Annotated in this window: 22 protein-coding genes and 1 pseudogene; 10 read left to right on the top strand and 13 right to left on the bottom strand. The window is 67.0% G+C overall.

Annotated features, from left to right (window positions below; genetic code table 11):
* Positions 1 to 129: 129 nt before the first annotated feature.
* Entirely contained in the window at positions 130 to 3627 is a 3498-nt protein-coding gene (locus tag ACODSM_RS09505; protein WP_488805086.1) for a transglutaminase family protein, read from the bottom strand.
* Between the two features lie 161 nt (positions 3628 to 3788).
* Here ACODSM_RS09505 and ACODSM_RS09500 point away from each other — a divergent pair, with 161 nt between their 5' ends.
* A complete protein-coding gene (locus tag ACODSM_RS09500) occupies positions 3789 to 4511 on the top strand; it encodes an alpha/beta fold hydrolase (RefSeq protein ID WP_488805085.1) in 723 nt (240 codons plus the stop codon).
* A gap of 73 nt (positions 4512 to 4584) precedes the next feature.
* On the opposite strand, the gene panC is transcribed toward ACODSM_RS09500, so the two are convergent.
* Positions 4585 to 5430, bottom strand: a complete 846-nt coding sequence (gene panC, locus ACODSM_RS09495) for a pantoate--beta-alanine ligase (RefSeq protein ID WP_488805084.1) — start codon at positions 5428 to 5430, stop codon at positions 4585 to 4587.
* 36 nt (positions 5431 to 5466) lie between these two features.
* On the bottom strand, positions 5467 to 6348 hold the full coding sequence (panB, locus tag ACODSM_RS09490; RefSeq protein WP_488805083.1) for a 3-methyl-2-oxobutanoate hydroxymethyltransferase: 882 nt from the start codon (positions 6346 to 6348) through the stop codon (positions 5467 to 5469).
* A gap of 166 nt (positions 6349 to 6514) precedes the next feature.
* Here panB and nadC point away from each other — a divergent pair, with 166 nt between their 5' ends.
* The 6 genes and pseudogenes from nadC to ACODSM_RS09460 form a co-directional block, all read left to right on the top strand.
* Positions 6515 to 7363 carry a carboxylating nicotinate-nucleotide diphosphorylase gene (nadC, locus tag ACODSM_RS09485; protein WP_488805082.1) on the top strand — a complete coding sequence of 283 codons (849 nt, stop codon included), beginning with the start codon at positions 6515 to 6517 and terminating at the stop codon, positions 7361 to 7363.
* On the top strand, positions 7360 to 8490 hold the full coding sequence (nadA, locus tag ACODSM_RS09480; protein ID WP_488805081.1) for a quinolinate synthase NadA: 1131 nt from the start codon (positions 7360 to 7362) through the stop codon (positions 8488 to 8490). The genes nadC and nadA overlap by 4 nt, the downstream gene beginning before the upstream one ends.
* 75 nt (positions 8491 to 8565) lie before the next feature.
* On the top strand, positions 8566 to 10398 hold the full coding sequence (locus ACODSM_RS09475) for a chorismate-binding protein (RefSeq protein ID WP_488805080.1): 1833 nt from the start codon (positions 8566 to 8568) through the stop codon (positions 10396 to 10398).
* Positions 10399 to 10772: 374 nt separating this feature from the next.
* Complete coding sequence (locus tag ACODSM_RS09470) at positions 10773 to 10973, top strand: hypothetical protein (protein ID WP_056058943.1); 201 nt, start codon at positions 10773 to 10775, stop codon at positions 10971 to 10973.
* 96 nt (positions 10974 to 11069) lie between these two features.
* The gene (locus tag ACODSM_RS09465) at positions 11070 to 11819 is read left to right on the top strand and encodes a hypothetical protein (RefSeq protein ID WP_488805079.1); all 750 of its coding nucleotides are present in this window, start codon (positions 11070 to 11072) and stop codon (positions 11817 to 11819) included.
* 193 nt (positions 11820 to 12012) lie between these two features.
* Positions 12013 to 12299 (top strand): annotated as a pseudogene (locus ACODSM_RS09460) (SDR family oxidoreductase); the annotation flags it as partial.
* A gap of 22 nt (positions 12300 to 12321) precedes the next feature.
* On the opposite strand, the gene ACODSM_RS09455 reads toward ACODSM_RS09460, so the two are convergent.
* The 10 genes from ACODSM_RS09455 to ACODSM_RS09410 form a co-directional block, all read right to left on the bottom strand.
* On the bottom strand, positions 12322 to 12681 hold the full coding sequence (locus ACODSM_RS09455) for a 5-carboxymethyl-2-hydroxymuconate Delta-isomerase (RefSeq protein WP_488805078.1): 360 nt from the start codon (positions 12679 to 12681) through the stop codon (positions 12322 to 12324).
* 76 nt (positions 12682 to 12757) lie between these two features.
* Positions 12758 to 13978, bottom strand: coding sequence for an 8-amino-7-oxononanoate synthase (gene bioF, locus ACODSM_RS09450; protein ID WP_488805077.1), 1221 nt, complete (start codon positions 13976 to 13978; stop codon positions 12758 to 12760).
* On the bottom strand, positions 13975 to 14646 hold the full coding sequence (gene bioD, locus ACODSM_RS09445; RefSeq protein ID WP_488805076.1) for a dethiobiotin synthase: 672 nt from the start codon (positions 14644 to 14646) through the stop codon (positions 13975 to 13977). Before bioD ends, bioF begins: the two co-directional genes overlap by 4 nt.
* Positions 14646 to 15971, bottom strand: coding sequence for an adenosylmethionine--8-amino-7-oxononanoate transaminase (gene bioA / locus ACODSM_RS09440; RefSeq protein ID WP_488805075.1), 1326 nt, complete (start codon positions 15969 to 15971; stop codon positions 14646 to 14648). The genes bioD and bioA overlap by 1 nt, the downstream gene beginning before the upstream one ends.
* Positions 15972 to 15973: 2 nt before the next feature.
* Positions 15974 to 16354, bottom strand: a complete 381-nt coding sequence (panD, locus tag ACODSM_RS09435) for an aspartate 1-decarboxylase (protein WP_488805074.1) — start codon at positions 16352 to 16354, stop codon at positions 15974 to 15976.
* Positions 16355 to 16416: 62 nt separating this feature from the next.
* Positions 16417 to 16791 carry a 6-pyruvoyl trahydropterin synthase family protein gene (locus tag ACODSM_RS09430; RefSeq protein WP_056636973.1) on the bottom strand — a complete coding sequence of 125 codons (375 nt, stop codon included), beginning with the start codon at positions 16789 to 16791 and terminating at the stop codon, positions 16417 to 16419.
* 133 nt (positions 16792 to 16924) lie between these two features.
* On the bottom strand, positions 16925 to 17560 hold the full coding sequence (queE, locus tag ACODSM_RS09425; RefSeq protein ID WP_488805073.1) for a 7-carboxy-7-deazaguanine synthase: 636 nt from the start codon (positions 17558 to 17560) through the stop codon (positions 16925 to 16927).
* Positions 17557 to 19146: an L-aspartate oxidase gene (gene nadB, locus ACODSM_RS09420; protein ID WP_488805072.1), complete on the bottom strand. Its 1590-nt coding sequence runs from the start codon at positions 19144 to 19146 to the stop codon at positions 17557 to 17559. Before nadB ends, queE begins: the two co-directional genes overlap by 4 nt.
* A gap of 67 nt (positions 19147 to 19213) precedes the next feature.
* Positions 19214 to 20077, bottom strand: coding sequence for a segregation and condensation protein A (locus ACODSM_RS09415; RefSeq protein WP_488805071.1), 864 nt, complete (start codon positions 20075 to 20077; stop codon positions 19214 to 19216).
* A 64-nt stretch (positions 20078 to 20141) separates the two neighbouring features.
* Complete coding sequence (locus ACODSM_RS09410) at positions 20142 to 20348, bottom strand: DUF3460 family protein (RefSeq protein ID WP_015015445.1); 207 nt, start codon at positions 20346 to 20348, stop codon at positions 20142 to 20144.
* A gap of 76 nt (positions 20349 to 20424) precedes the next feature.
* Here ACODSM_RS09410 and ACODSM_RS09405 point away from each other — a divergent pair, with 76 nt between their 5' ends.
* The 3 genes from ACODSM_RS09405 to ACODSM_RS09395 all read left to right on the top strand — a co-directional run bounded on the left by ACODSM_RS09405 (position 20425) and on the right by ACODSM_RS09395 (position 24331).
* Positions 20425 to 20937: an outer membrane protein assembly factor BamE gene (locus ACODSM_RS09405; protein WP_309822453.1), complete on the top strand. Its 513-nt coding sequence runs from the start codon at positions 20425 to 20427 to the stop codon at positions 20935 to 20937.
* 164 nt (positions 20938 to 21101) lie between these two features.
* Complete coding sequence (locus tag ACODSM_RS09400; RefSeq protein ID WP_260668292.1) at positions 21102 to 21743, top strand: YitT family protein; 642 nt, start codon at positions 21102 to 21104, stop codon at positions 21741 to 21743.
* Positions 21744 to 21994: 251 nt separating this feature from the next.
* Positions 21995 to 24331 (top strand): FG-GAP repeat protein, encoded by a 2337-nt coding sequence (locus ACODSM_RS09395; RefSeq protein ID WP_488805070.1) that lies wholly within the window; start codon positions 21995 to 21997, stop codon positions 24329 to 24331.
* Positions 24332 to 24438: the final 107 nt, after the last annotated feature.

Raw genomic sequence — 24438 nt, 5'->3', positions numbered from 1 at the left:
CTCTGCGGGTTACCCACAGCCTGCAAAGCCAGCGCGGCCCCGACCCGTGGACGCCGTGGAACTGGCTTTGCCAGGCCACTGGCGTCGTCCCCCTTGGGGGAAGGCGCGCAGCGACTCAGGGGGGCTTTCCTACGGCCGCATCTTGCGCCGCAGATCCAGCGTGAACGGAAACTCCCGGCTGCCCGGCAGCTCAATCGTCGCAGGCGGCACAGCCAGCCGCCCCGGCGTGTGGCCCATGCGCGAGAAGCGCGCCAGGCGGCGGCTTTCGGCCTCGTAGGCGTTGACCGGGAAGGTGTCGTAGTTGCGCCCGCCCGGGTGCGCCACGTGGTACTGGCAGCCGCCCAGCGAGCGGTTCATCCAGGTGTCTATGATGTCGAACGTGAGCGGCGCATGCGCGCCAATGGTCGGGTGCAGGGCCGAAGGCGGGTTCCAGGCCTTGTAGCGCACGCCTGCCACAAATTCGCCGGTCGTGCCCGTGCTCTGCAGCGGCAGCGGTTGGCCGTTGACGGTGACCACATGGCGGCTTTCGTTCATGCCCGTCACGCGCACCTCGATGCGCTCCAGCGACGAGTCCACGTAGCGCACCGTGCCACCGGCAGAGCCTTCCTCGCCCATCACATGCCAGGGCTCCAGCGCGTTGCGCAGGGTCAGCTCCACGCCCATCGATTGGACAGTGCCGACCATGGGGAAGCGGAACTCGAACTGCGGCGCAAACCAGGCGGGGTCGAACGCGTAGCCTGCGGCGTTCATCTCGGCCACCACGTCGTGCATGTCCTGCTGGATGAAGGTGGGCAGCATCCAGCGGTCGTGCAACTCAGTGCCCCAGCGGGCGGCGGGGGCGCGGTAGGGCGCCTTCCAGAAGCGGGCGATCAAGGCGCGCAGCAGCAACTGCTGCACCACGCTCATGTGGGCATGGGGCGGCATCTCAAAGGCGCGCAGCTCCAAGAGGCCCAGGCGGCCGGTGCTGCTGTCGGGCGAGAACATCTTGTCGATGCTGAATTCGCTGCGGTGTGTGTTGCCGGTCACGTCCACCAGGATGTTGCGCAGCGTGCGGTCCACCAGCCAGGGCGGCATGTCCTGGCCATAGATCGCGCGGTTGGCCTCGATCTCGCGCAGGGCGATTTCCAGTTCGTAGAGCTGGTCGTTGCGGGCCTCGTCCACACGCGGCGACTGGCTGGTGGGGCCGATGAACAGGCCGCTGAATAGGTAGCTCAGGCTCGGGTGGTTGTGCCAGTACAGCAGCAGGCTGGCCAGCAGCTCGGGCTTGCGCAAGAACGGCGAGTCCCCCGGGGTAGCACCGCCCATCACAAAGTGGTTGCCGCCCCCGGTGCCCGTGTGGCGACCATCGGTCATGAACTTCTCGGCCGACAGGCGCGTCTCCCACGCGGCCTGGTACAGAAACTCGGTGTGCTGCACCAGTTCCTTCCAGTGGCTGGCGGGGTGGATGTTCACCTCGATCACACCCGGGTCGGGCGTCACCGCCAGCACCTTCAGGCGCGCGTCGCGCGGCGGCGGGTAGCCTTCCAGCACGATCTTCATGCCCAGTTCTTCGGCCGTGGCCTCGATGGCGGCCAGCAGGTCCAGGTAGTCGTCCAGGCGCGCCAGCGGCGGCATGAACACGTACAAAACGCCGTACTTCTCGCCCACCTTCTCGGCCTTGGGGCCGCTGGCGCGGCGCGGGTCGCGCACCTCCACACACAAGGCGGTGCGCGACAGGCCTGCGGCCGACTGGAATTTGCCCGGCGGCTGCGTACCCGCATGCGGGTCAGGTTGTCCGGCCTGGCGTGCGTGGTCGCCACCTGCGGTGCCTTGCGTCATGCGGCGTGCCTCGCCCGGCGCGGTGGCACCCGCAAGGTAGGCCAGGTCGCGGTCGCCGGTGACCGGGCCCGCTGGAATGGAATACCGCGCCCGCAGCGCGATTGCAGCGGGCAGCGGGCCTTGGGGTGCGGTCGGGTCTTGCGGGATCAGGTGCTCGGTGTCTGAGGCCTTCACCCAGGGCAGGGCGTCCAGCGGCAGGCGGTAACCCATGGGCGAATCGCCGGGGATGAGCAGCATGCGGTCGTCGCGGAAGAACCAGGGCCCGGTGCTCCACACGCTGCCCGCCAGCGTGCCCGCGCCCACACCCGCCTGCAGCGGCAGCACATAGCCCACCACGCTGTCGAGTCTTTGCTCGAACACGCGGCGCAGGCGTGCGCGCTCCAGCTCATCGTCCAGGCGCGCGTCAAACGGGTCCACGTTGACCGGCAGGCGCCGCTCGCGCCACAGGTAGTAGAAGGTGTCTTCGTAACCGGGCTGGATGTAGCGGTCCGTCACGCCCAGCTTGCGCGTGAGGTGGCGCACAAAACGCTCGGCGTCGGCGCTGGTGTAGTGCGAGGGGTTGCGCTCGTCGGCGAACAGCGCGGGGTTCTGCCACGCGGGCTGGCCGTCGGCGCGCCAGCAGATCGACAGCGCCCAGCGCGGCAGCTGCTCGCCCGGGTACCACTTGCCCTGGCCAAAATGCAGAAAGCCGCCCTGTCCATATTCGGCACGCAGCTTGTGCGTGAGTTCGGTGGCAAGGCCGCGTTTGGTGGGGCCCAGCGCGTCGGTGTTCCACTCGGGCGCGTCGCGGTCGTCTACGGCCACAAAGGTGGGCTCGCCGCCCATCGTCAGCCGCACGTCGCCCGCCACCAGGTCGGCGTCCACCTGCTCGCCCAGCGCCAGCACAGCCTGCCACTGGTCTTCGGTGTAGGGCTTGGTCACGCGGGGCGATTCAAAGATGCGCGTCACGCGCATATCATGGCTGAACTCCACCTCGGCCTTGTCCACGCCGCCTTCAATCGGCGCGGCGCCCGAGGGCTGGGGTGTGCAAGCGAGCGGGATATGGCCCTCGCCCGCCATCAGGCCGCTGGTGGCATCCAGGCCGATCCAGCCTGCGCCGGGCAGGTAGACCTCGCACCAGGCGTGCAGGTCGGTGAAGTCGTGGTCGGTGCCGCTGGGGCCATCGAGCGCCTTCACGTCGGGGGTCAGCTGGATCAGGTAGCCCGACACAAACCGCGCCGCCAGCCCCAGGTGGCGTAGCAGCTGCACCAGCAGCCAGCCCGAGTCGCGGCACGAGCCGCTGGCTTTTTGCAGCGTTTCCTCGGGTGTCTGCACGCCGGGCTCCAGGCGGATCAGGTAGCGGATGTCTTGCGAGACCTGCTGGTTGAGCTTGACCAGGAAATCGATGGTGCGCTGCTTGCTGCGGTCCACCTTGTCCAGATAGGCCTGCACCAGCGGTGTCATTGGGTCGGTGGCCAGGTAGGGCGCCAGCTCCTGCTGCACATCGCTGCTGTACTTGAACGGGATGTTCTCGGCCTCGGGCTCCAGGAAGAAGTCGAAGGGGTTGTACACCGCCATCTCCACCACCAGGTCCACCGTGACCTTGAACTCGCGCGTCTTCTCGGGGAAGACCAGCCGCGCCTGGTAGTTGGCAAACGGGTCCTGCTGCCAGTTGATGAAGTGCTGTGCAGGCTCGACCTTGAGCGAATACGAAATGACGTTGCTGCGGCAGTGGGGCGCGGGCCGCAATCGGATGGTCTGTGGCCCGAGGCCGACCAGCCGGTCGTATTGGTAATGCGTGACGTGGTGGAGCGCGGCGTGGATGGGCATATGCAGGCCATGCTAGCAAGTCCCGAGCCATCGCGGGCAACTATTCCGGGGGCGGTGACAAGCGGTCATCGGCTGTTCACAATGTGCGGTCCGTGCCCCGCTGCTGGGGCTGTCTCTCTTTGGCTTATCGCGCACCAACTTGGTGATGCCCTGATTCACCCATGTCCCATTCCCCCCAACTACTGCTCCTGCCGGGCCTGGCCGCTGATGAACGCATGTGGCGCGGCGTTCTGCCGCTGCTGCCCGCCGCGCTGCGCCCCGAGGTCGCCACCGCCCACCAGGATGTGAACCTGCACCGCATCGAAGACTTTGCCGCACGCCTGCTGGCACAACACGCGGGGCCGCTGGTGCTGGCGGGCGCGTCGATGGGCGGCATGATCGCCATGGAGGCCGCGCGCCAGGCGCCGCAGCGTGTCGCAGGGCTGGCGCTGCTGGGCACCACCGCGCGGCCCGAGACGCCCGACATGCGCGCCCTGCGCGAGGGCGCCATCGAGCTGTTTGAACAGGGCCGCATGCGCGAGGTCATCGAGCCCAACGTGGCCCTGGCCTTCCACCCCGTGAATGCCGCCAACACGGACCTAGTGCAGGCCTACCTGGACTTTGTGCTGGACGCGGGCCCCGACCACCTGGTGCGCCAAAACCGCGCCGTGATCCATCGGCCCGATGCGCGGGTGCATCTGCCGCAGGTGGCCAGCCCCGTGCTGGTGGTGTGTGGCGCGGCCGACCAGCTCACACCGCCCGAATGTTCTGCAGAGATTGCGGCGCTGGTGCCCGGCGCCGAACACCACCTGCTGCCCGACAGCGGCCACATGCTGACCATGGAGCAGCCCGAGGTGGTGACCCGCCTGCTGGTGCAGTGGCTGGGCCGCAACGGGTGGATTTGATCCGGGTTCTGAGGCCTTTTTGGCCCCTGCCGCGCGATGGGTAAGCGCTGATAGCTATGAAATTAGTAGCTAATCAAAACTCCAGGTTGTCAATCAGCCGTGTGCTGCCCAGCCGCGCGGCGCCCAGTGCCACCAGCGTGCCCGCCGCATCGCTGGCTGTGGCGGGCAACAGGTCGGCGCGGCGGCGCACGGTGAGGTAGTCAGGCGCCCAGCCGCGTGCGCGCAGGGCGTCCAGGGCCAATGTCTCCAGCAGGTTGCGGTCGCTCGGGGCGGTGCCCAGCCACTGCTGCGCGAGCCGCTGCAAAGCTTGCGACAGGGCCACGGCCTCTTGCCGCTCTTCCAGGCCCAGGTAGCCATTGCGCGAACTCAGCGCCAGACCATCGGCCGCCCGGCAGGTCTCGCCCGCCACGATCTCGATGGGCAGCGCAAACTGCCGCACCATGTGGCGGATCACCATGAGCTGCTGGTAGTCCTTCTTGCCAAACACGGCCGTGCCGCCCGTGGCGCCCAGCACGCAGGCAAACAGCTTCATCACCACCGTGCTCACGCCCACAAAAAAGCCGGGGCGAAAGTTCCCCTCCAGCATGTCGGCGAGCTGCGGGTCGGGGTGCACCTTGAAGGTCTGGGGCTCGGGATACAGGTCCGTCTCGCGCGGGGCAAACAGCACATCGCAACCAGCGGCCTGCAGCTGTGCACAGTCGGCCTCCCAGGTGCGGGGGTAGCTGTCAAAGTCCTCGTGCGGCAAGAACTGCAGGCGGTTCACAAAGATGCTGGCCACGGTCACATCGCCCAGGGGTTGGGCCTGGCGCACCAAGGCAATGTGCCCATCGTGCAGGTTGCCCATGGTGGGCACAAAGGCGGGGCGGCGGTAGGGGGCCAGGGCCTGGCGCAGGTCGGCAATGGAGCGGGCGATCAGCATGGGTTCGGAGGGGTCAGAGAAAGGAAGGAAAAGGGCTTACCAGGCGTGTACAGCGTTGTCCGGGAAACGCCCTTGTTTCACGGCCTGCACATACGCCTCCATGGCGCCGCGCACGCTGCCCGCGTCCTGCATGAAGTTGTGGACGAACTTCGGCATCTTCCCGAGGTTCATGCCCAGCATGTCGTGCAACACCAGCACCTGCCCGGCCGTGCCGTTGCCCGCGCCGATGCCAATGGTGTGGCAGTGCGGCAGCTCGGCTGTCAGGTCGGCGGCCAGCACGGCGGGCACCATCTCCAGCACCAGCATGGCGGCGCCTGCGTCCTGCAGTTCATGCGCTTCTTTGCGTAGGGTGCGGGCGGCGTCGTCGGTCTTGCCCTGCACGCGGTAGCCGCCCAGCGCGTGCACCGTCTGTGGCGTGAGGCCCAGGTGGGCACACACCGGCACGCCGCGCTGCACCAGAAATTCCACTGTGGGCGCGGTCCAGCCACCACCTTCGAGCTTGACCATGTGCGCCCCCGCCTGCATCAGCACACAGGCACTGCGCAGTGCCTGCTCGCGGCTTTCGGCGTAGGTGCCATAGGGCAGGTCGGCCACCAGCCAGGCGGTGCCCTGCACGCGATGCAGGCCGCGCGCCACGCTGGCCGTGTGGTAGGCCATGGTGTCCAGCGTCACTCCCACCGTGCTGGGCAGGCCCTGGCACACCATGCCCAGCGAGTCACCCACCAAAATGCATTCCACCCCCGCCGCATCGGCCACGGCCGCAAAGGTGGCGTCGTAGGCGGTCAGCATGGTGATCTTCTCGCCCGCTGCGCGCATCTGCGCCAGGCGCGGCAGGCTCACAGGGCGGCGCTGGGGCAGGGGCGATGCAGGCGGCAGCGTGCCGTAGGGCGTGGCAGAAACAGGGCTGGTGGCGGTCATGGAGCGCGGTGGGGCCAAAAAATTGCCGCGAGTCTATGCGACCAATACTGGGTGTACTTATTGGTTTCCTGCGCGGGCAGGGTGGGCCTGCGCTGGCACAGTGGCCTTTGCGTTCCCGGTATGCTCGCGGCCCATGACAGCTGCGACACCCCCCGCGAAAAGCACTATGAGAGACAACGATGTAAATGCCCTGGCCCAGGCCGATGTGGCCCGCGCCCTGGCCGAAGACGTGGGCACTGGTGACCTCACCGCCGGCCTGATCGACCCCGCCCGCCGTGCTCGCGCGCGCATCCTGGCGCGTGAAGAAGCCGTGATCTGCGGCGCCCCTTGGGCCGAAGCCGCGCTGCGCGCCCTCGGCCCCACGGTGCAGATCACCTGGCATGTGGCCGAAGGCCAGCGCTGCGCCCCCGACCAGGTGGTGCTGGAGCTGGAAGGCCAGGCCCGCGCACTGCTGAGCGCCGAGCGCACCGCACTCAACTTTCTGCAGCTGCTCTCGGCCGTCGCCACCAAAACCCGCACCTATGTGGATGTGGTGGCGGGCACGCGCGCGCAGATCGTGGACACGCGCAAGACCCTTCCCGGCCTGCGCCTAGCGCAAAAGTACGCCGTGCGCGTGGGTGGCGGCACCAACCACCGCATTGGCCTGCACGATGCGGTGTTGATCAAAGAGAACCACATTGCAGCCGCCGGTGGCGTGACGGCGGTGCTGCGCGCCGCACAGGCCGTGGCCGCGCAGGCGACCTTCATCGAGATCGAAGTCGAAACCCTGGAGCAGCTGACCGAGGCGCTGAATGCGGGTGCCAAGATGGTGTTGCTGGACAACATGCCGCTGCCCATGCTGCGCGAGGCGGTGCGCATCAATGCGGGCCGCGCGATTCTGGAAATCTCGGGCGGTGTCACGCTCGAAGGCCTGCGCGAACTGGCCGAGACCGGCGTGGACCGCATCTCCATCGGCACGCTGACCAAAGACGTGAAGGCCACCGACTTTTCGATGCGCCTGCAGGAGCTGGCATGAGCACCGCAACCCTGAACCGCATCGACGTCGAATACGAGCAGCCCGACGAGGCGACATCGGGCGCCGTCTGTTCCACCAAACACGCCTGGGCGCGCGTGCCGCCCGAGCCGTCGCAGGCAGAACGCGCCGCGCTCAAAGACAAGATCCGCCGTCTGCTCAAGGAAAAAAATGCGGTGATGGTGTCGCACTACTACGTGCACCCGGACCTGCAGGACCTGGCCGAGGAAACTGGCGGCCTGGTGAGCGATTCGCTGGAAATGGCCCGCTTTGGCCGTGACCATGCCGCGCGGACCTTGGTGGTGAGTGGCGTGCGCTTCATGGGCGAAACGGCCAAGATCCTGAGCCCGGAAAAGACCGTGCTCATGCCCGACCTGGACGCCACCTGCTCGCTGGACCTGGGCTGCCCCATCGACGAATTCAGCGCGTTTTGCGACCAGCACCCCGACCGCACCGTGGTCGTCTACGCCAATACCAGCGCAGCCGTGAAGGCGCGCGCTGACTGGCTGGTGACATCGAGCTGTGCGCTCGACATCGTGAGCGCCCTCAAGGCCGCAGGCCAGAAGATCCTGTGGGCGCCCGACCGCCACCTGGGCGCCTACATCCAGCGTGAGACGGGTGCAGACATGGTGTTCTGGAACGGTGCCTGCATCGTGCACGACGAGTTCAAGGCGCTGGAGCTGGAGCTGCTCAAGCAGCAGCACCCGCATGCCAAGGTGCTGGTCCACCCCGAGAGCCCCGCCGACGTGGTGGCCCTGGCCGACGCCGTGGGCTCCACCAGTGCCATCCTCAAGGCCGCGCGCGAGATGGACGCCACCGAGTTCATCGTGGCCACCGACAACGGCATGATGCACAAGCTGCGCACGCTCAACCCCGGCAAGACCTTCTACGAAGCGCCCACGGCGGGCAACAGCGCCACCTGCAAGAGCTGCGCGCACTGCCCCTGGATGGCGATGAACGGCCTGGCCGATGTGGCCCGGGTGCTGGAGACCGGTGCGAACGCTGTGCACGTGGACCCTGCACTGATCCCGCGTGCGCGCCAGCCGATTGACCGCATGCTGGCCTTCACGGCAGCGCTCAAGAACGGTCAGCCCACCGGCGCACTGTTGCCCCACCTGGGGGCTGTCTGAGTGCGCACGACGTGTTGATGTATGCTCATTTTTTGATAGCTAAAGGCGCATGATCCACTAGCGCCTCCGCCTGCTTTGACCCATAGTTGCCACATTGACTTCACCCAGCCGCTGACTGCGGGCGCCACGCGCCTGCGCCACCGGTTCGAGGCACCGCGCGAGGTGCTGGTGGCCCACGCACTGCACGAGGTACGCAGTGTGCTCGACGCCGTGTTCGCCGCCGCCCAGCAGGGTCGTTGGTGCGTGGGCCATGTGCGTTACGAGGCCGCGTCGGCCTTTGATGCCGCATTGCAGACCCATGCGGCCGATGGCCCGCTGGCCTGGTTTGCGGTGTACGACGCGCCCCAGCCCGGGGCCGACGACGCGGCCGACGATGCGGCGGCCGCCGCCCCTGCGCAGGTGGTGTGGAGCGACAGCCCCGAACGCGAGGCGTTTGACGCCGCGCTGGCGCAAATCCAGCAGGCCATCGCAGCGGGTGAGCTGTACCAGGTCAACTACACCGCGCCCTTTCGCGGCACGCTGCAGGGTTCGCCGCAGGCGCTGTTTGCTGCGTTGCTGCGCGCCCAGCCCGGGGGCTACGCCGCTTACCTGCAGGCGGGTGACGAGCAGGTGCTGTCGGTGTCGCCCGAGCTGTTTTTTGACTGGCAGGACGCGCCGGAAGGCGGCACCCTGCTGGCCCGCCCCATGAAGGGCACGGCCCCGCGCGGCGCCACCCCTAAGCAAGACGCGCAGCAGGCCGAGCACCTGCGCACGGCACCCAAGGAGCGTGCCGAGAACGTGATGATCGTGGACCTGCTGCGCAACGACATGTCGCGCATTGCGCTGCCGCACAGTGTGCAGGTGCCTGCGCTGTTTGCCACGCAGGCCTTGCCCACGGTGTGGCAGATGACTTCGGACGTGACGGCGCGCACGCGGCCCGGCACCACGCTGACGGATGTGTTTGCGGCGCTGTTCCCTTGTGGCTCCGTCACGGGGGCGCCCAAGGTGCGCGCCATGCAGATGATCCGCGCGCTGGAGCCCGCGCCACGCGGCGTCTATTGCGGCGCGGTGGGCGTGGTGCGGCCGGGCGGCTCTGCGGGGCCGGACGGCCTGCACCCGGTGGCGGCCACCTTCAACGTGCCCATCCGCACCGTGGTGCTGCGTGGCGTGGGTACGGGTGCCGGTGCGGAGGCCTCCCCCAGCGTTGCCAAAGCCACCTGCGGCATTGGCAGCGGCATCACCTCCGGTGCCGAGGCGGGCGCCGAATGGGCCGAGTGGCACCACAAGCGCGCCTTTGTCGAGCGGGCCAGCGCTCCGTTCGAGGTGCTCGAAACCCTGGGCTTGCACCACGGCAAGTTCGTGCACGCTGACCAGCATGTGCGCCGAATGGGCGAGGCGGCCGCGCATTTTGGCTTTGTGTTCAACGCCCATGCGGTGCGCCAGGAGCTGCAGATTGCCGCCCTGCAACACCGCGATGGCGACTGGCGGGTGCGCCTGCTGCTGGCGGCGGACGGCAGCGCACGCGCCGAGGCCTTTGCGCTGCAGACCACGGCAGTGCCAGTGCGCCTGCAACTGGCGCCACGCCCCTTTGCGGCCGCACACAGCGAGTTTGTGCGCTACAAGACCACGCGCCGCGCGCACTACGCGGCGTTTGCCCCCACCACACCCGGCGTGTTCGACACCGTGCTGTGGAACGAGGCGGGCGAGATCACCGAAGGCACCTTTGGCAACATCGCCGCGCTCATCGATGGGCGCTGGGTGACGCCGCCCTTGTCCTGCGGCCTGCTGCCCGGCGTGGGCCGCGCCGTGGCGCTGCAGGACGGCCACGTGGTGGAGGCCGTGCTGCGCGTGGCCGACATTCCCCGCGTGCAAGGCTGGGCGTTCATCAACAGCCTGCGCGGCTGGCTGGACGCCACGCTGGACGCGTAGCGAGCCCTTTTCCCTCTATCTCCCTGTTGGCAAGCAGGTGCCCACGGCGCCTGGCCGCCGTGGCCTTGGCCGTTCCAACGCGCATCCGGTGCATCAGGATGTGACGCTGCTGTCCGTTCTGTGGGCGCTTGCCATGGCGCCCGCTCAGCTTGACAGCGTCCACCGCGCGAGGCCTGTTACTGCAGCCCGGCAAATACCTCCTTGCATCCCGCAACCTCCTGTGCGCCTGCTTACACCGCATCGCACCTGGCCCACAGGCCTATAGGACACGGCCTACAAAAAGCGCTGCGGTGCCCCTCGAACATGAACCCACACAAGACGCCTTTGCAGGCTTTGTGTGCCACCTTTGTTCAACCACTTCGACAGGAGCCACCATGTCTCAAAACAACCCGCAGAACCAGCCCAACACCCCTTCGTCTCAGCGCCAGTCGCCCGCCGGGCAGCAGCAGGCCGAGCAGAGCACGGGCGGCAACACCCACCGCCAGCAAGGCGCCCGCAACGACGCCGACACACACGCGCAGGGCCGCGACCAGAAGCAGCAAGGCAGCCGCGATTCGCACAAGAGCCAGCCCTGAGACCGGGCGGGCCACAACAGCATGTGGCCAGCCGCACCCTTCCATTCCTATTCACTTTCAACTTTTGATATTCCCATTGACCGCAAGGAGAACACCATGGGCTACAGAGACAGCGACGACAGCAACTTTTCCCGCCATGGCATGGGCCGCGATGCCGACGACATGCGCTTTAACGAGCGCGGTGACCACCAGGGCTACGGCAGCGACGACCATCGCGGCAGCAGCCCTGGCGGTTACCGCCAGGAGTTCGAGAACCGCAATGACCGCAGCGACCGCTATGAGCAAGAACGCTACGGCCAGGAACGTTATGGCCAATACGGCCTGAACCGCAGCCGTGGCGAATCGCAGGGCTACCCACGCTCGGGGCGCGAAGGCTTTGGCTCGTATGGGTCTCAAGACCGTTCGGGCTACTCCAACGGCCAAGGCCGTCAATACCAGGCCTGGAGCGCCCCGTATGACAGCCAAGGCTATCGCGATGACGACGGGCGCTTTGCCTCGCCCTATCGCGATGATGAACGCGGCCAGGGTGGCTATGGCAACGCCTACGGTTTTACCCGCAATGCATCGCCTGCCCAGCAGAACCGCGGCCATCGCGATCCCGACTACCAGCAGTGGCGCGACGAGCAACTGCGCATGCTGGATGACGACTACGACAGCTGGCGCAAGGAGCGCTACCAGAAGTTCTCGGATGACTTCAGCCAGTGGCGCTCCAGCCGCACCAGCGGCAGTTCGGGTCAGCAGCAGCCCGGCCAGCAGAACCAGAAAGGCGCGGGCTCCCAGAGCGCATCCAGCACTGCGTCTGGCGGCAACCAGGGCAACACCGGCAAGTCCAAGGATGCCAGCTGACCGTTGCTGCGACTGAAGTGGCCGGGCCGGGGCAGTGTGTACTGCCCCGGCCCGGTCGTTGAACTCGCCGTCCGTACCACCGTGGCGCACTGGCCTCGAAGCCCAGGCGCCCCTTTTTTGGCTCCGGTTGACCTGGAGCCCTTGTCGGCAGAAAGACATTCCGCCATGACCGCATCCGTCCCCTTCGCTCCCGGCCACCAAGGGTGCGATCCATGCCTTTACCCAGGTGCTGGCGCACAACTGGTCAACCGGGGAATCCGCGGGAAAGCGGTGGCGCTGGGGCCAGTGTGGGCACCGCGGATCCCGGCGGAGCGCCCGGCCAAAGAGGTGGAAAAGGTTGGCGTCACCACGTGTCTGGACCGCCCGGCGCAACCCGAGGAGATCTCGCCCGCCGACGTGTTCCTGGCGGCCCCGTGTTGTTCCAGCTACATCACGGGCATCGTGCAGCCGATCACCGGCAACGCAGGCGACGGGGCCTGAGGCGGGGGGCAGGAGCGCAGCGTCAGAGCCGCTCTTTGGCGTACGAGCCCCGGTCCATATCGACGATCTCCACGCTCAATTGCACCATCACGCCCCGGGGCTTGGGGGTGCGCTCGCGCAGCACCGTTGCAATGAGGTCGGACAACTCTTTTTTGGCCTCGGGCGTGCGACCCGCGAGCAAGCGCAACTGGGCATGCACAAACGCGCGGTTGGCAGGCGCAATGCCGATCTCGAAGCTGTCGGCGACGATAAAGCGGGTCTTCAGGTCCGCCTCGTCCTGCACCTGGGGATGGGCGCACAGGGCGGCGTTGAGGGCGGTCAGCGTTTCGGCTTCGGGGTAGTGGGGCAGATTGGCCGAGTATTCGATGGTCAGGTGGGGCATGGAATCTTCTCGCTGAAGGGATAAGGAGGGGCCTGCGTGGCCAGGTGGCCTGGGCCGTGCATGGTACTGCGGCGCATCAACGGTTGAGTGACTGCGTTGCCAGCGCATGCAGCGCCTCTATCAACTGCGCCACGTCGTCGGTGGTGTGCGCGGCCGACAGCGCAATGCGCAGCCGCGCCGTGTCTGCGGGTACGGTGGGCGGGCGTATGGCAGGCACCCACAGGCCTTGGGTGCGCAGGCCTTCCATCACCGCCAGCGCCGCTTCGTTGCTGCCGATGATCAGGGCCTGCACGGGGGTGTGCGACGGCAGCAGGTGCCAGCCCAGCGATGCAGGCAGCGTGGACAGTCCTTGGCGCAGTTGCGCGATGAGTTCGTCTAGGTGCGCGCGCCGGTCGTCGGCTTCCTCCATGAGCTGCAGGCTTTGGCGCAGTGCGCTCGCCAGCAGCGGTGGCGCGGCGGTGGCAAAGATGTAGGTGCGCGTTTTTTGCAGCAGCCATTCGATGAGGGCTGCATCGCCGGCCACAAAAGCGCCCGCCACGCCCGCTGCCTTGCCCAGCGTGGCCATGTACAGCACGCGGCGCGAGGCGTGGGGGCCCGTTAGCCCCGCCTTTGCCAGGCTGCCGCGCCCCTGGGGGCCCAGCACGCCAAAGCCGTGGGCATCGTCCAGCAACAACAGCGCGTCGTAGCGCTCACACAGCGTGAGCAGGGCTGGGATGTCGATGAGATCGCCGTCCATGCTGAACACCGCGTCGCTGATCACCAGCTTGCGCCGAGCGCGGCTGGCGGCAAGCTGCGCTTCCAGCGCTGCCAGGTCGGCGTGGGGATAGCGGTGGATGGTGGCGCGCGACAGGCGGGCACCGTCGATCAGGCAGGCGTGGTTGAGTGCATCGGAGAACAGCGCATCGCCGTCACCCACCAGCGCGGGGATGATGCCGGTGTTGGTGGCATAGCCCGCGTAGAAGTACAGGGCCCGGGGCAGTTGTACATAGGCCGCCAGATCGTGCTCCAGCGCATCGTTGGCAGCGCTGTGGCCGCTGACCAGCGGCGAGCCGCCCGAGCCCACGCCATAGTGGTGTGTGGCCTCGCGCGCGGCTTCGGCCAGCGCAGGGTGGCCGGCCAGGCCCAGGTAGTCGTTGCTGCAAAAGGCCAGCATGGGCTGGCCGTCCACCTGCAGGCGGGCGCCGCCTGCGGGCTCCACCACACGACGGCGGCGCAGCAGGTGGGCGCGTTCGATGTCGGCCAGCCGCGCAGGGATCTCGTCGAGCCATGACGACTGTGGCGCCGTGGGGCTTGTCATTGCCAGTCCCTGGGCAGGTCAAACACCAGGCTGCCGGGTTCAGGCAGTTCCTGATACGGCACATCGGCCAGCAGCGGTGCATTCAGGCGCGCGCGCAGGTAGGCGATGTTGTCTTCCACCGCCTCCATGTCGGGGTCCACGCGGTTGGCCACCCAGCCCGCCAGCGTCAGGCCGCGCGCGCGGATCGCCTCGGCCGTGAGCAGGGCGTGGTTCAGGCAGCCCAGGCGCAATCCCACCACCAGCACCACGGGCAGCGCCAGGGCCTGGGCGAGGTCGGCGCCCGTGAGTGCGTCGGTGAGGGGCACATGAAAGCCACCTGCACCCTCCACCACCACGGCGTCGGCCTGCGCGGCGAGCGCCTGGTAGCTGCGTACGATGGCAGCGATGTCGATCTGCACACCCGCCCGCGCCGCCGCGATGTGGGGCGAGAGTGGGTCGGGCAGCAGCACGGGGTTGTCCAGCGCTGGCGGCACTGCCAGGGTGGAGGCCGAGCGCAGTGCAATCGCGTCTTCACTGGCCCAGTCGTCCCCCCAGGGCACCAGGCCAGCCGCCACGGGCTTCATGCCCACCACGCGGCGGTGGTGGCGCGCCAGCGCGTGGAGCAGCCCGGCGGACACCAGCGTCTTGCCGACACCGGTGTCGGTGCCGGTCACAAAACATCCCATCATCAACTTTCCTCCTGCAGGGTGGCGTTCAGCGCATCCAGTGCGCCATTGGCCAGGCATTGCACCGCCTCGTCGTCGAGCGCATAGGGCGGCATGGCGTACAGCGTCTTGCCGATGGGCCGCAGCACCAGGCCGCGCACCATGGCGTGCTGGTGGTAGCGGTGCGCAAAGTCGGGCAGGGGTGTGTCTATATCCCAGGCCCAGATCATTCCGATGCGGCGTGCATGCCGCACGCGTGGGTGCTGCGATAGCGGTGCGCAAGCCGCGTCGATGCGCTGCGCCAGCGCCTGGTTGGCGTTCAGCGCATCCAGCTGCTCAAACAGTTCCAGCGTGGCCAGCGCGGCGCGGCAGGCCAGCGGGTTGCCGGTGTACGAGTGCGAATGCAGAAAGCCGCGCGCCACATCGTCGTCGTAGAACGCGGCGTACACCGCGTCCGTCGTCAGCACGGCCGACAGGGGCAGCGTGCCGCCCGTGAGGCCTTTGGACAGGCAAATGAAATCCGGCCGGATGCCGGCCTGCTGGTGCGCGAACATCGTGCCCGTGCGGCCAAAGCCCACGGCGATTTCATCGACCACCAAGTGGACCTCGTAGCGGTCGCACAGCGCGCGCGCCAGGCGCAGGTATTCGGGGTCGTGCATCGCCATGCCTGCTGCGCACTGCACCAGGGGCTCGACGATGAAGGCGGCGGTGGTGGTGTGGTGCTCCTGCAGCCACGCTTCCAGCGCCGCAGCGGCGCGCCGGGCCACGTCCTGCGCCGTCTCACCCGGGGCTGCTCTGCGTGCATCGGGGCTGGGCACAGTGTCGGCCAGGCGCACCAGGGGTGCATAGGCCTCGCGGAAGATCGCGATGTCGGTCACGGCCAGCGCGCCCACGGTTTCGCCGTGGTAGCCGCCAGCCAGGCCCACAAAGCGGCTCTTGGCGGGGCGGCCAGTGTTGCGCCAGTAGTGCGCGCTCATCTTCAGCGCAATCTCGGTGGCGGCCGCGCCGTCGCTGCCGTAGAACGCGTGGCCCAGGTCGGTGAGCGCGGCCAGACGTTCTGACAGCTCCACCACCGGTGCGTGCGTGAAGCCCGCGAGCATCACATGGTCGAGCCGGCCTAGTTGGTCCACCAGCGCCGCCTGGATGTGCGGGTGGCTGTGGCCAAACAGGTTGACCCACCAGGAGCTGATGCCGTCCAGATAGCGCTGACCATCGGCGCCATAGAGCCACGGGCCCTGGGCGCGCGCAATGGCTACGGGCGGCTGGGCCTCGTGCCGCTTCATCTGCGTGCACGGATGCCACACGCTGGCCAGGCTGCGGGCCACCAGCCCGTCGTGCGTGGGCTGCATGCTTAGACGGCCTGGGTGGGCACCGCGTGGCGCAGTGCGGTCTGGCGGTTGTGCTCGTCCACAAACACCAGTTGCGGCTGGTGTGTGGCCACCTGGTCCTCTTGCACCTGGGCAAAGGCCGCAATGATGATGAGATCGCCTGTGGACGCGCGGCGTGCGGCCGAACCGTTGACCGAGATCATGCCGCTGCCGCGCTGGCCCCTGATGGCGTAGGTGACAAAGCGCTCGCCGTTGTTGATGTTCCAGATGTGGATCTGCTCGTTCTCGGCGATGTTGGCGGCGTCCAGCAGGTCTTCGTCGATGGCGCAGGAGCCTTCGTAGTGCAGCTCGCACTGGGTCACGGCCACGCGGTGGATCTTGGATTTGAGCAGGGTGCGGAACATCGGCTTCCTTGAATGAAGTCTGTGGATGGGGGAGTGCCTGCCGGTGGCAGGGCCGTGGCCGGTCAGGGCTGGGAGAAGTCCAGCGCGCAGCTGTCGCCCAGTGCTTCGCGCCACACGCGCACGCGGCTCACGCTGGCGCGCAGGTCGGCGGGCAGTGCCTGGGCGATGAACAGGCAGAGGTTTTCCAGCGTCGGCGTGCCCAGGCCGGGCACTTCGTCCAGCATGTGGTGGTCCAGCTGCTCGCGCACCACGGCCAGGCCCTGGCGGAGCAGGCCCAGGTCCAGCACCATGCCGGTGGCGGGGTCGCGCGGGCCGGTCAGAAACACTTCGGCATGGTAGGTGTGGCCGTGCACACGGCGGCTGCCTTCGGCCTCTATCTCGCGGCGCAGGGTGTGGGCGGCGTCGAAGAAGAAGCGCTGGGAGATGGTGAACAACATACGGTGATTTAGAAGGACTTGAAGCGGCTAACAAAGCTCAGCGAAGCGGCCCTGGCTAGGCGTTCCGCCGCAGGCAGTACGAGTAGTACGACAAGGCGGGACAACGACGCCAGGGGAGTTTTGTTGGCCTCTCTCACCTGATGCCGGTGAGCTTGTGGGTTTGCAGGCTCAACCGCCATGCAGGGTGGGCCAGGCAGGCGTCAATGCAAGCGGCGGTGTTCTGCCGCTGCAGCAGTCCATCCATGGGCTGCAGAAAGCGGTGGGTGAACTGCGTGTCCTGCTCCAGCGCCTGTAGGTCAAAGCCCGGCTGGGGCCAGACGAGTTTCAGCTCCTGCCCGCTGCGCTGCACCCACGGCGCGCCGGCCTTGGGGCTGATGCACAGCCAGTCGATGCCTTCGGGTGCGGCGACAGTGCCGTTGCTTTCGACCGCGATGCGGAATTGCTGCGCGTGCAGCGCGTCGATGAGTTCGCGATCCACCTGCAGCAGGGGCTCGCCACCCGTCAGCACCACCAGGCGGTGGCCCGCGCCCGCAGGCCATTGGGCGGCGATCAATTCGGCCAGTGCGGTGGCCGTCTCGAACTTGCCGCCCAGCGTGCCATCGGTGCCTACAAAGTCGGTGTCGCAGAACTGGCAGATGGCCTGGGTGCGGTCTTGCTCGCGGCCCGTCCAGAGGTTGCAGCCCGCAAAGCGGCAGAACACGGCGGGGGTGCCCGCCTGGCCGCCTTCGCCTTGCAGGGTGTAGAAAATTTCTTTGACGCTGTAGGTCATCGGGGCACCGGGGGGACGAGGATGGTGGGGGCGGCAGGCGCTGCCACCTCGGGGTAGTCGCGGCTGAAATGCAGGCCCCGGCTTTCGCGGCGCAGCTGGGCGCTTTTCACGATCAGGTCGGCCACCTGCACCAGGTTGCGTAGCTCCAGCAGGTCGCGTGTGACGTGGAAGTGCGCGTAGAACTCCTGAATCTCGCCCTGCAGCATCGCAATGCGGTGTGCGGCGCGCTCCAGGCGCTTGTTGGTGCGCACGATGCCCACGTAGTCCCACATGAAGCGGCGCAGCTCGTCCCAGTTGTGCGAGATGACGACGGACTCGTCGGCATCGGTCACTCGGCTGTCGTCCCAGGCGGGCACGGTGGGCAGTTCGGTGGCCGGGGCGGCTGCAATGGCTTGCGCGGCGGCGCGGGCGAACACCATGCATTCCAGCAGCGAATTGCTGGCCAGCCGATTGGCGCCGTGCAGGCCGGTGCAGGCCACCTCGCCCACGGCAAACAGGCCGGGCAGGTCGGTGCGGCCCGCCAGGTCGGTCAGCACGCCGCCGCAGGTGAAGTGGGCGGTGGGCACCACGGGGATGGGTTCCTTGGTGATGTCGATGCCCAGCGATGCGCAGTGCGCGAGGATGTTCGGAAAGTGCTCTTGCAAAAACGCGGGGCTCTGGTGCGAGATGTCGAGGTGTACACAGTCCAGACCGTGCTTCTTCATCTCGAAGTCGATAGCGCGCGCTACCACATCGCGCGGGGCCAGTTCGGCGCGCGGGTCGTGGTCCAGCATGAAGCGGGTGCCACCCGCCGAGGGGGGCAGCTTGAGTTGCCCGCCTTCGCCGCGCACGGCCTCGCTGATGAGGAAGGACTTTTCGTGCGGGTGGTACAGCCCTGTGGGGTGGAACTGGATGAACTCCATGTTCGCCACGCGGCAGCCTGCGCGCCAGGCGGTGGCAATGCCGTCGCCGGTGGCGGTGTCGGGGTTGGTGGTGTACAGGTACACCTTGCCTGCGCCGCCCGTGGCCAGGATTGTTTGCGGTGCGCGGAAGGTCACCACCTCGTCCGTGTCGCTGTCCAGCGCATACAGGCCCAAGCAACGGTTGCCCGGAAAACCCAGCTTGCGGGTGGTGATCAGGTCCACCAGCGTGTGCTGCTCAAACAGGGTGATGCCCGGTGTGCTGCGCACCACGTCGATCAGCGTGCGCTGCACCGCCGCGCCAGTCGCGTCGGTCACATGGGCAATGCGGCGGGCGCTGTGGCCGCCTTCACGGGTCAGGTGCAGTTGGTCGCCTTCGAGTGTGAAGGGCACGCCCAGGCCGCGCAGCCAGGCGATGGACTCGGGCGCGTTCTCCACTACAAAGCGGGTGGTGGCCAGGTCGCACAGGCCTGCGCCTGCCACCAGCGTGTCTTCAATGTGCGCGGCAAAGCTGTCGTCATCGGCCAGCACGGCAGCAATGCCGCCCTGGGCCCAGCCGCTGGAGCCATCTTGCAGCGTGCGCTTGGTGATGACAGCCACGCGGTGCGTGGGCGCTAGGTGCAGGGCGGCCGAGAGGCCTGCGAGGCCGCTGCCTACGATGAGAACGTCGAAGTCGTGGGATGCCATGGCTTGCGGGTGAAGAAAGGGGGGGACGCCACGGCCACCGGCCTGGGCGGTGAACAGTGGAGCCAGCCTAGACCGGCGTGTACGCCAGGCGCACGTAGATGGGGGCAAAAGCCTCGGCCTGCGTGATCTCGATCAGCGTCTCTTTGGCCAGCTCCAGCAGGGCGATGAAGGTCACCACCAGCACGGTGCTGCCTTTTTCGGGCTCGAATAGTTCTTCAAACTCCACAAAGCGGCGGCCCTGCAGGGTTTTGAGCACCATGCTCATGTACTCGCGCACGCTCAGTTCTTCGCGCGTGATCTTGTGGTGCTGTACGAGCTTGGCACGCTTCAAAATGTCGCGCCAGGCCTCTTGCAGTTCCACCACGTGAACATCGGGAAAGCGCGGCTGCAGGCTTTGTTCGATGTAGACCTGGGCTTTCAAAAAGTCGCGGCCGTACTGCGGCAGGTTGGCCAGGCGCATGGCGGCCATCTTCATCTGCTCGTATTCAAGCAGGCGGCGCACCAGCTCGGCACGCGGGTCTTCGGTTTCCTCGCCGCCTTCCTGCTTCTTGGGCGGCAGCAGCATGCGCGACTTGATCTCGATGAGCATGGCCGCCATCAGCAAATACTCGGCCGCCAGCTCCAGGTTGCGGCTGCGGATCTCGTCCACATACGCCAGGTACTGCTTGGTCACCCCCACCATGGGGATGTCGAGAATGTTGAAGTTCTGTTTGCGGATCAGGTACAGCAGCAAGTCCAGCGGGCCTTCAAAGGCTTCGAGGAAGACTTCGAGCGCGTCGGGCGGGATGTACAGGTCCTGCGGCAGCGCAAACAGCGGCTCGCCATACAGGCGCGCCAGGGCCACCTGATCGACCACATCGGGCATGCCCGCCGCATCCAGCGAGGGCGCGCCGGGCGAGTCTGCCGCTTCGGCTGCGTTCGCGGTGGTCATGATCTGCTATTGAATCAGGAGCTGCCAGCGCAATAAATACCTGCGCTTGCGGCTAAAAACATGCTCAATCGGCGTTGGTCTGGTATACGTAGGGCTTCTGGGGCACTTGGGCGTCGCGGTACTCGCCCCAGATCTTGCGGTCCACTTGCTTGTCCCACAGCAGGGCACGGCCGGCTTGCTGCTGCTGGTCCAGCTCGGGACGGCTTGCCTTGAGCTGGTTGATGAACTGGGTGGCGTCGGATTGGTAGTCGGGGCGGCGGAAAATAGACATGGACTGTGAACTCTTTCTTGGAACGCGTCAGGCACAGTGATGCACCGAAGGTCCAAGATTTTACCGGGACGAATTTATGCGCTTGATATATCGCTCGGCCGCCATGGCTGCGGCCACCTTTTCCCTGCTGGTGCTTGCCGCCTGCGACCCGCAACGCATCAGCGAACTCAAAGAGGGCGTCTCGACCGAAGCCGACGTGCGCGACCGCTTCGGCGCCCCCGAGAACGTGTGGGACGAGCCCGGTGGTGCACGTACCTTCGAATACAACCGCCAGCCTGCTGGCCAGGTCAACTACATGATCACCATTGGCCCCGACGGCCGCATGACCGCGCTGCGCCAGGTGCTCACGCCCGAGACTTTTGCGCGCGTGTCGCCCGGCATGCGTATGGACGAGGTGCGCCGCCTGCTGGGCAAGCCCGCCAAGGTCACGCCCTACGAGTTGAAGAAGGAGACCTGGGCCGACTGGCGCTACCTGGAGGCACCCAACCAGTCCAAGGTCTTCACGGTGGTCTATGGACCCGACCAGTTTGTGCTGCGCACGCAGACGGGCGCGGACACGGAGGCGCCGGAGTTCAAGGGCGGGAAGTAGCGGGACCTTCGCGCACTGGCCCGCTCTGGCTCGCACTGGCGCGTTGCTTGCTTCTCATCTTGCAGACTGACCGCTGGATACGCGCCGGGCTGCCCCCAAGTGCCCAGCACTCCACCGGCGGAAAGCCTCCGCGCCTTTGCCAAGCCCCCCATTGCTGAACGCCCATGTCCGATACCCCGCCCACCGCCAATGACACTGCCCCGCCGCTGTCCGCCCTGCGCCATGGCGCCTTTGAAGATGCCCAGGCCCTGTTCGCAGGCACCTTGTTTGTGGCCATGGCGCTCATGCTGTTCAACCAGGCGGGGTTGCTGGTGGGCGGCACGGCGGGCGTGGCGTTCTTGCTGCATTACGTCACCAGCATTTCGTTTGGCAAGCTGTTCTTTGTGGTCAACCTGCCGTTCTATTGGTTTGCCTGGACGCGCATGGGGCGCGAGTTCACGATCAAGACATTTGTCTGCGTGGGCCTGCTGTCGCTGCTGACCGAGCTGTTCCCGCACGTGATGCATGTGGACTATCTCAACCCGCTGTTCGCATCGCTGCTGGGCGGGCTGTTGCTGGGCACGGGCTGCCTGTTTCTGGCACGCCACCGCTCCAGCCTGGGCGGGGCCACGGTGGTGTCGCTGTACTTGCAAGGCCGCTACGGCATGCGTGCGGGCAAGGTGCAGATGATGATTGACGGCACCGTGGTGCTGCTCGCGCTGTTCGTGGTGCCGGTGGAGCGGGTGGCGTATTCGGTGCTGGCGGTGCTGGTGATGAGCGGGTTCTTGTGGATCAGCCACCGGCCAGGGCGCTACGTGGGCCATTGAGCGAGACAGCCGCCAGCGCGGTGGCTGACAGTCTCGTCGGTTGAGCGCGACCCCGGGGTTCTGAGTCCCGCCAAACGCTATGGGGCCATTCCATTCTCTGCGTCAACCCTGCTTCAGGGGGGTGCGCTTGCGCGTTCTCCCGCCATAGAGTTCCAGGCACCCCGCCTGCACGCGCACGAGGGAGCCGGACCTATTCGTGCCTCCCTAGGGGTTGAAGTGTCCATGCAGTTCACAGACCCGGAGAACCCTTGATGTATCGAAATTTTTCTGCCATGGCCGAGGCCCTGCGTGCGAGGCTTGCCGGTGCGGCATGGGCGTTGCCTCTGGTCATGGCAGGCGCCCTGGCAGCTTGCGGCGGCGGTGGTGGGGACTCTGCGGAGCCACCGCCTCCCCCACCACCGCCCGCCGTGGTGCAGCATCCGGTGGGGGGCACGGTGACGGGGCTGACGGGAACGCTGGTACTCGCCAACGGAACGGGTGCGGAAGTGAGCATCACGGCCAGCGGCAGTTACGTCACCAACGTTGCGCAGGGGCAGGCTTACAACATTGTTGTGCGCACCCAGCCAGTGGGCCAGACCTGCGTGGTGGAAAACGGCACGGGCGTGGTGACGGGCCCTGTCTCCAACATCCGGGTGACCTGCACCACCATCACCTATGCCGTGGGTGGGACCGTCACGGGCCTGGCGGGCGCATTGAGGCTGCGGCTGAACGGCGCTGCTGATCTGCTGCTGACAGAGAACGGCGCTTTCCGGTTTGAATCTCTGGTCTCTCACGGTAGCGCCTACGCGGTCACGGTGGTTGCGCAGCCTGGGGATCAGGCTTGCTCGGTCGAAGCTGGCACCGGAGTCGCCGTGGCGCTGGTCACCCAGGTGAGGGTGCTCTGCAGCACGATCTATACCCCGCCTCCGCCACCGCCCCCACCGCCGCCAGCCCCCCCTGCACCGGGTGGCCTGGGCATCGGCTACGGAACGAAGGCGCTGGTTTTCTTGTGGACTTCGGCGCCGGGTGCCACCAGCTACACGGTGTACGAGGACCCGGATGGCGCAGGTCCATTGACACCCGTGCAGATCGGATCCACCACTTCCACGGGGCTGACCTATGCCGTACCCGTGCTGCTGCATCTGCGGCTGAATGCCACCTATACCGTGCAGGCCTGCAATGCGGGGGGCTGCAGTGCCCCGTCAGCTTCTGTGGCGGCCGACATGGTGCGCGCCGTGGGGTACTTCAAGGCATCGGCGACCACGGTGGAAGGCCGGTTTGGCAACCGTGTGGCCTTGTCCAGCAACGGCACCACCCTGGCTGTGGGGGCGTATGGAGAAGGGGGCAACACCGGGGCGGTGTACGTCTTCACGAAGAGCGGCGCCACGTGGTCGCAGCAGGCACGCATCGCGGCTCCCAACGGCGAGGCCAACGACTATTTTGGCAATGCCGTGGCGCTGTCGGCCGACGGCAACACGCTGGCCATTGGCGCGGATGGCGAGAGCTGCGACCAGAAGGGCACGTTTGCGACCATGCCCGCCACCAACAACCTGGCCAGCAGCTCAGGCGCTGTCTATGTGTATTCGCGCGCTGGTGCGGTCTGGTCGCAGCAGGCCTTCATCAAGGCGAACAACGCGGATGCCGACGATCTTTTCGGTTCATTCGTCGCCCTCTCGAACGACGGCAACACCCTGGCAGTCGGGGCATACAACGAGGATGGCGACCTGACCGGAACACACGGCAATGCCGCCTATGCAGCGTCCGGTGCGGCCTACGTCTTCACCCGCACCGGCACCAACTGGGCGCAGCAAAGCTACCTCAAGGCGTCCAACGCGGGTGCGGGAGATTTCTTCGGCATCTACCTCAGCCTGTCGGGCGCGGGAGACACCTTGGCGGTGGGTGCGTTCTTCGAGCGCAGCGCCCTGGCGAGTGATCCGGCGGACGACACCCTGGCCAACGCCGGTGCGGCCTACGTGTTCCAGCGCAATGCAGGGGCGTGGTCACAGCAGGCCTATCTGAAGGCCCCCAGCCCCCATGCACAGGACCGCTTCGGTGTGTCGGTCATCTTGTCGGGCGACGGCAACACGCTGGCGGTTGGCATGGATGGAGACAGCAGCAACTACACCGGCACCTTTGTCGTGCCGCCGCCTAGCAACACCCTGGCACTCAACTCTGGCGCGGTGTTGGTGTTTATTCGCGCAGGTGGCGTCTGGCAGTCACAGGCGTATTTGAAAGCCTCCAACACCCGTACGCCTCACCGTTTTGGCAACAACCTGGCGATGTCGAGCGACGGCAACACGCTGGTGGTGCCGTCGTACCGGGACGACAGCAATGCGCGCGGATTCAATGGCGACCAGGCCAACACCGCCGCTGCGGATGCTGGCGCTGTGCTGGTGTTCCGCCGCAGCGCAGGCACCTGGGCGCAACAGGCCTACCTGAAGGCACCCAATGCCGGCGCTGGGGACCGGTTTGGCGGACGTGTGGCGATATCGGGGGACGGCACTGCGCTGGCCGTGGGGGCATCTACCGAAGACAGTGGATCGACTGGTATTGGGGGCAACCAGGCCGACGAAAGCAGCACCAACGCGGGCGCGGTGTATCTGTACTGAGCGCTTGCTGAAGGGCAGTCGTCACCGGGCTGCCCCGTTCTCATTCGGCGCATGGGGGGCGCAGCGCCCCCCGGTACCCTTGACTGTCGCTGTGTATACCTGCCCTG

Source organism: Acidovorax sp. FG42, from assembly GCF_057809195.1.
The sequence above is the reverse complement of the archived record's forward strand: the minus strand, read 5'-3'. Positions and strand labels throughout refer to the sequence as shown.

Coding starts and splice junctions, on each gene's coding strand:
- ACODSM_RS09505 (WP_488805086.1), bottom strand. CDS start 3,627: ATGCCCATCCACGCCGCGCTCCACCACGTCACGCATTACCAATACGAC.
- nadB (WP_488805072.1), bottom strand. CDS start 19,146: ATGGCATCCCACGACTTCGACGTTCTCATCGTAGGCAGCGGCCTCGCA.
- nadA (WP_488805081.1), top strand. CDS start 7,360: ATGAGCACCGCAACCCTGAACCGCATCGACGTCGAATACGAGCAGCCC.
- panB (WP_488805083.1), bottom strand. CDS start 6,348: ATGACCGCCACCAGCCCTGTTTCTGCCACGCCCTACGGCACGCTGCCG.
- bioD (WP_488805076.1), bottom strand. CDS start 14,646: ATGATGGGATGTTTTGTGACCGGCACCGACACCGGTGTCGGCAAGACG.
- queE (WP_488805073.1), bottom strand. CDS start 17,560: ATGACCTACAGCGTCAAAGAAATTTTCTACACCCTGCAAGGCGAAGGC.
- bioA (WP_488805075.1), bottom strand. CDS start 15,971: ATGCAGCCCACGCACGACGGGCTGGTGGCCCGCAGCCTGGCCAGCGTG.
- ACODSM_RS09415 (WP_488805071.1), bottom strand. CDS start 20,077: ATGACCACCGCGAACGCAGCCGAAGCGGCAGACTCGCCCGGCGCGCCC.
- panD (WP_488805074.1), bottom strand. CDS start 16,354: ATGTTCCGCACCCTGCTCAAATCCAAGATCCACCGCGTGGCCGTGACC.
- ACODSM_RS09465 (WP_488805079.1), top strand. CDS start 11,070: ATGGGCTACAGAGACAGCGACGACAGCAACTTTTCCCGCCATGGCATG.
- nadC (WP_488805082.1), top strand. CDS start 6,515: ATGAGAGACAACGATGTAAATGCCCTGGCCCAGGCCGATGTGGCCCGC.
- ACODSM_RS09455 (WP_488805078.1), bottom strand. CDS start 12,681: ATGCCCCACCTGACCATCGAATACTCGGCCAATCTGCCCCACTACCCC.
- ACODSM_RS09400 (WP_260668292.1), top strand. CDS start 21,102: ATGTCCGATACCCCGCCCACCGCCAATGACACTGCCCCGCCGCTGTCC.
- panC (WP_488805084.1), bottom strand. CDS start 5,430: ATGCTGATCGCCCGCTCCATTGCCGACCTGCGCCAGGCCCTGGCCCCC.
- ACODSM_RS09430 (WP_056636973.1), bottom strand. CDS start 16,791: ATGTTGTTCACCATCTCCCAGCGCTTCTTCTTCGACGCCGCCCACACC.
- bioF (WP_488805077.1), bottom strand. CDS start 13,978: ATGACAAGCCCCACGGCGCCACAGTCGTCATGGCTCGACGAGATCCCT.
- ACODSM_RS09500 (WP_488805085.1), top strand. CDS start 3,789: ATGTCCCATTCCCCCCAACTACTGCTCCTGCCGGGCCTGGCCGCTGAT.
- ACODSM_RS09405 (WP_309822453.1), top strand. CDS start 20,425: ATGCGCTTGATATATCGCTCGGCCGCCATGGCTGCGGCCACCTTTTCC.
- ACODSM_RS09410 (WP_015015445.1), bottom strand. CDS start 20,348: ATGTCTATTTTCCGCCGCCCCGACTACCAATCCGACGCCACCCAGTTC.
- ACODSM_RS09470 (WP_056058943.1), top strand. CDS start 10,773: ATGTCTCAAAACAACCCGCAGAACCAGCCCAACACCCCTTCGTCTCAG.
- ACODSM_RS09395 (WP_488805070.1), top strand. CDS start 21,995: ATGTATCGAAATTTTTCTGCCATGGCCGAGGCCCTGCGTGCGAGGCTT.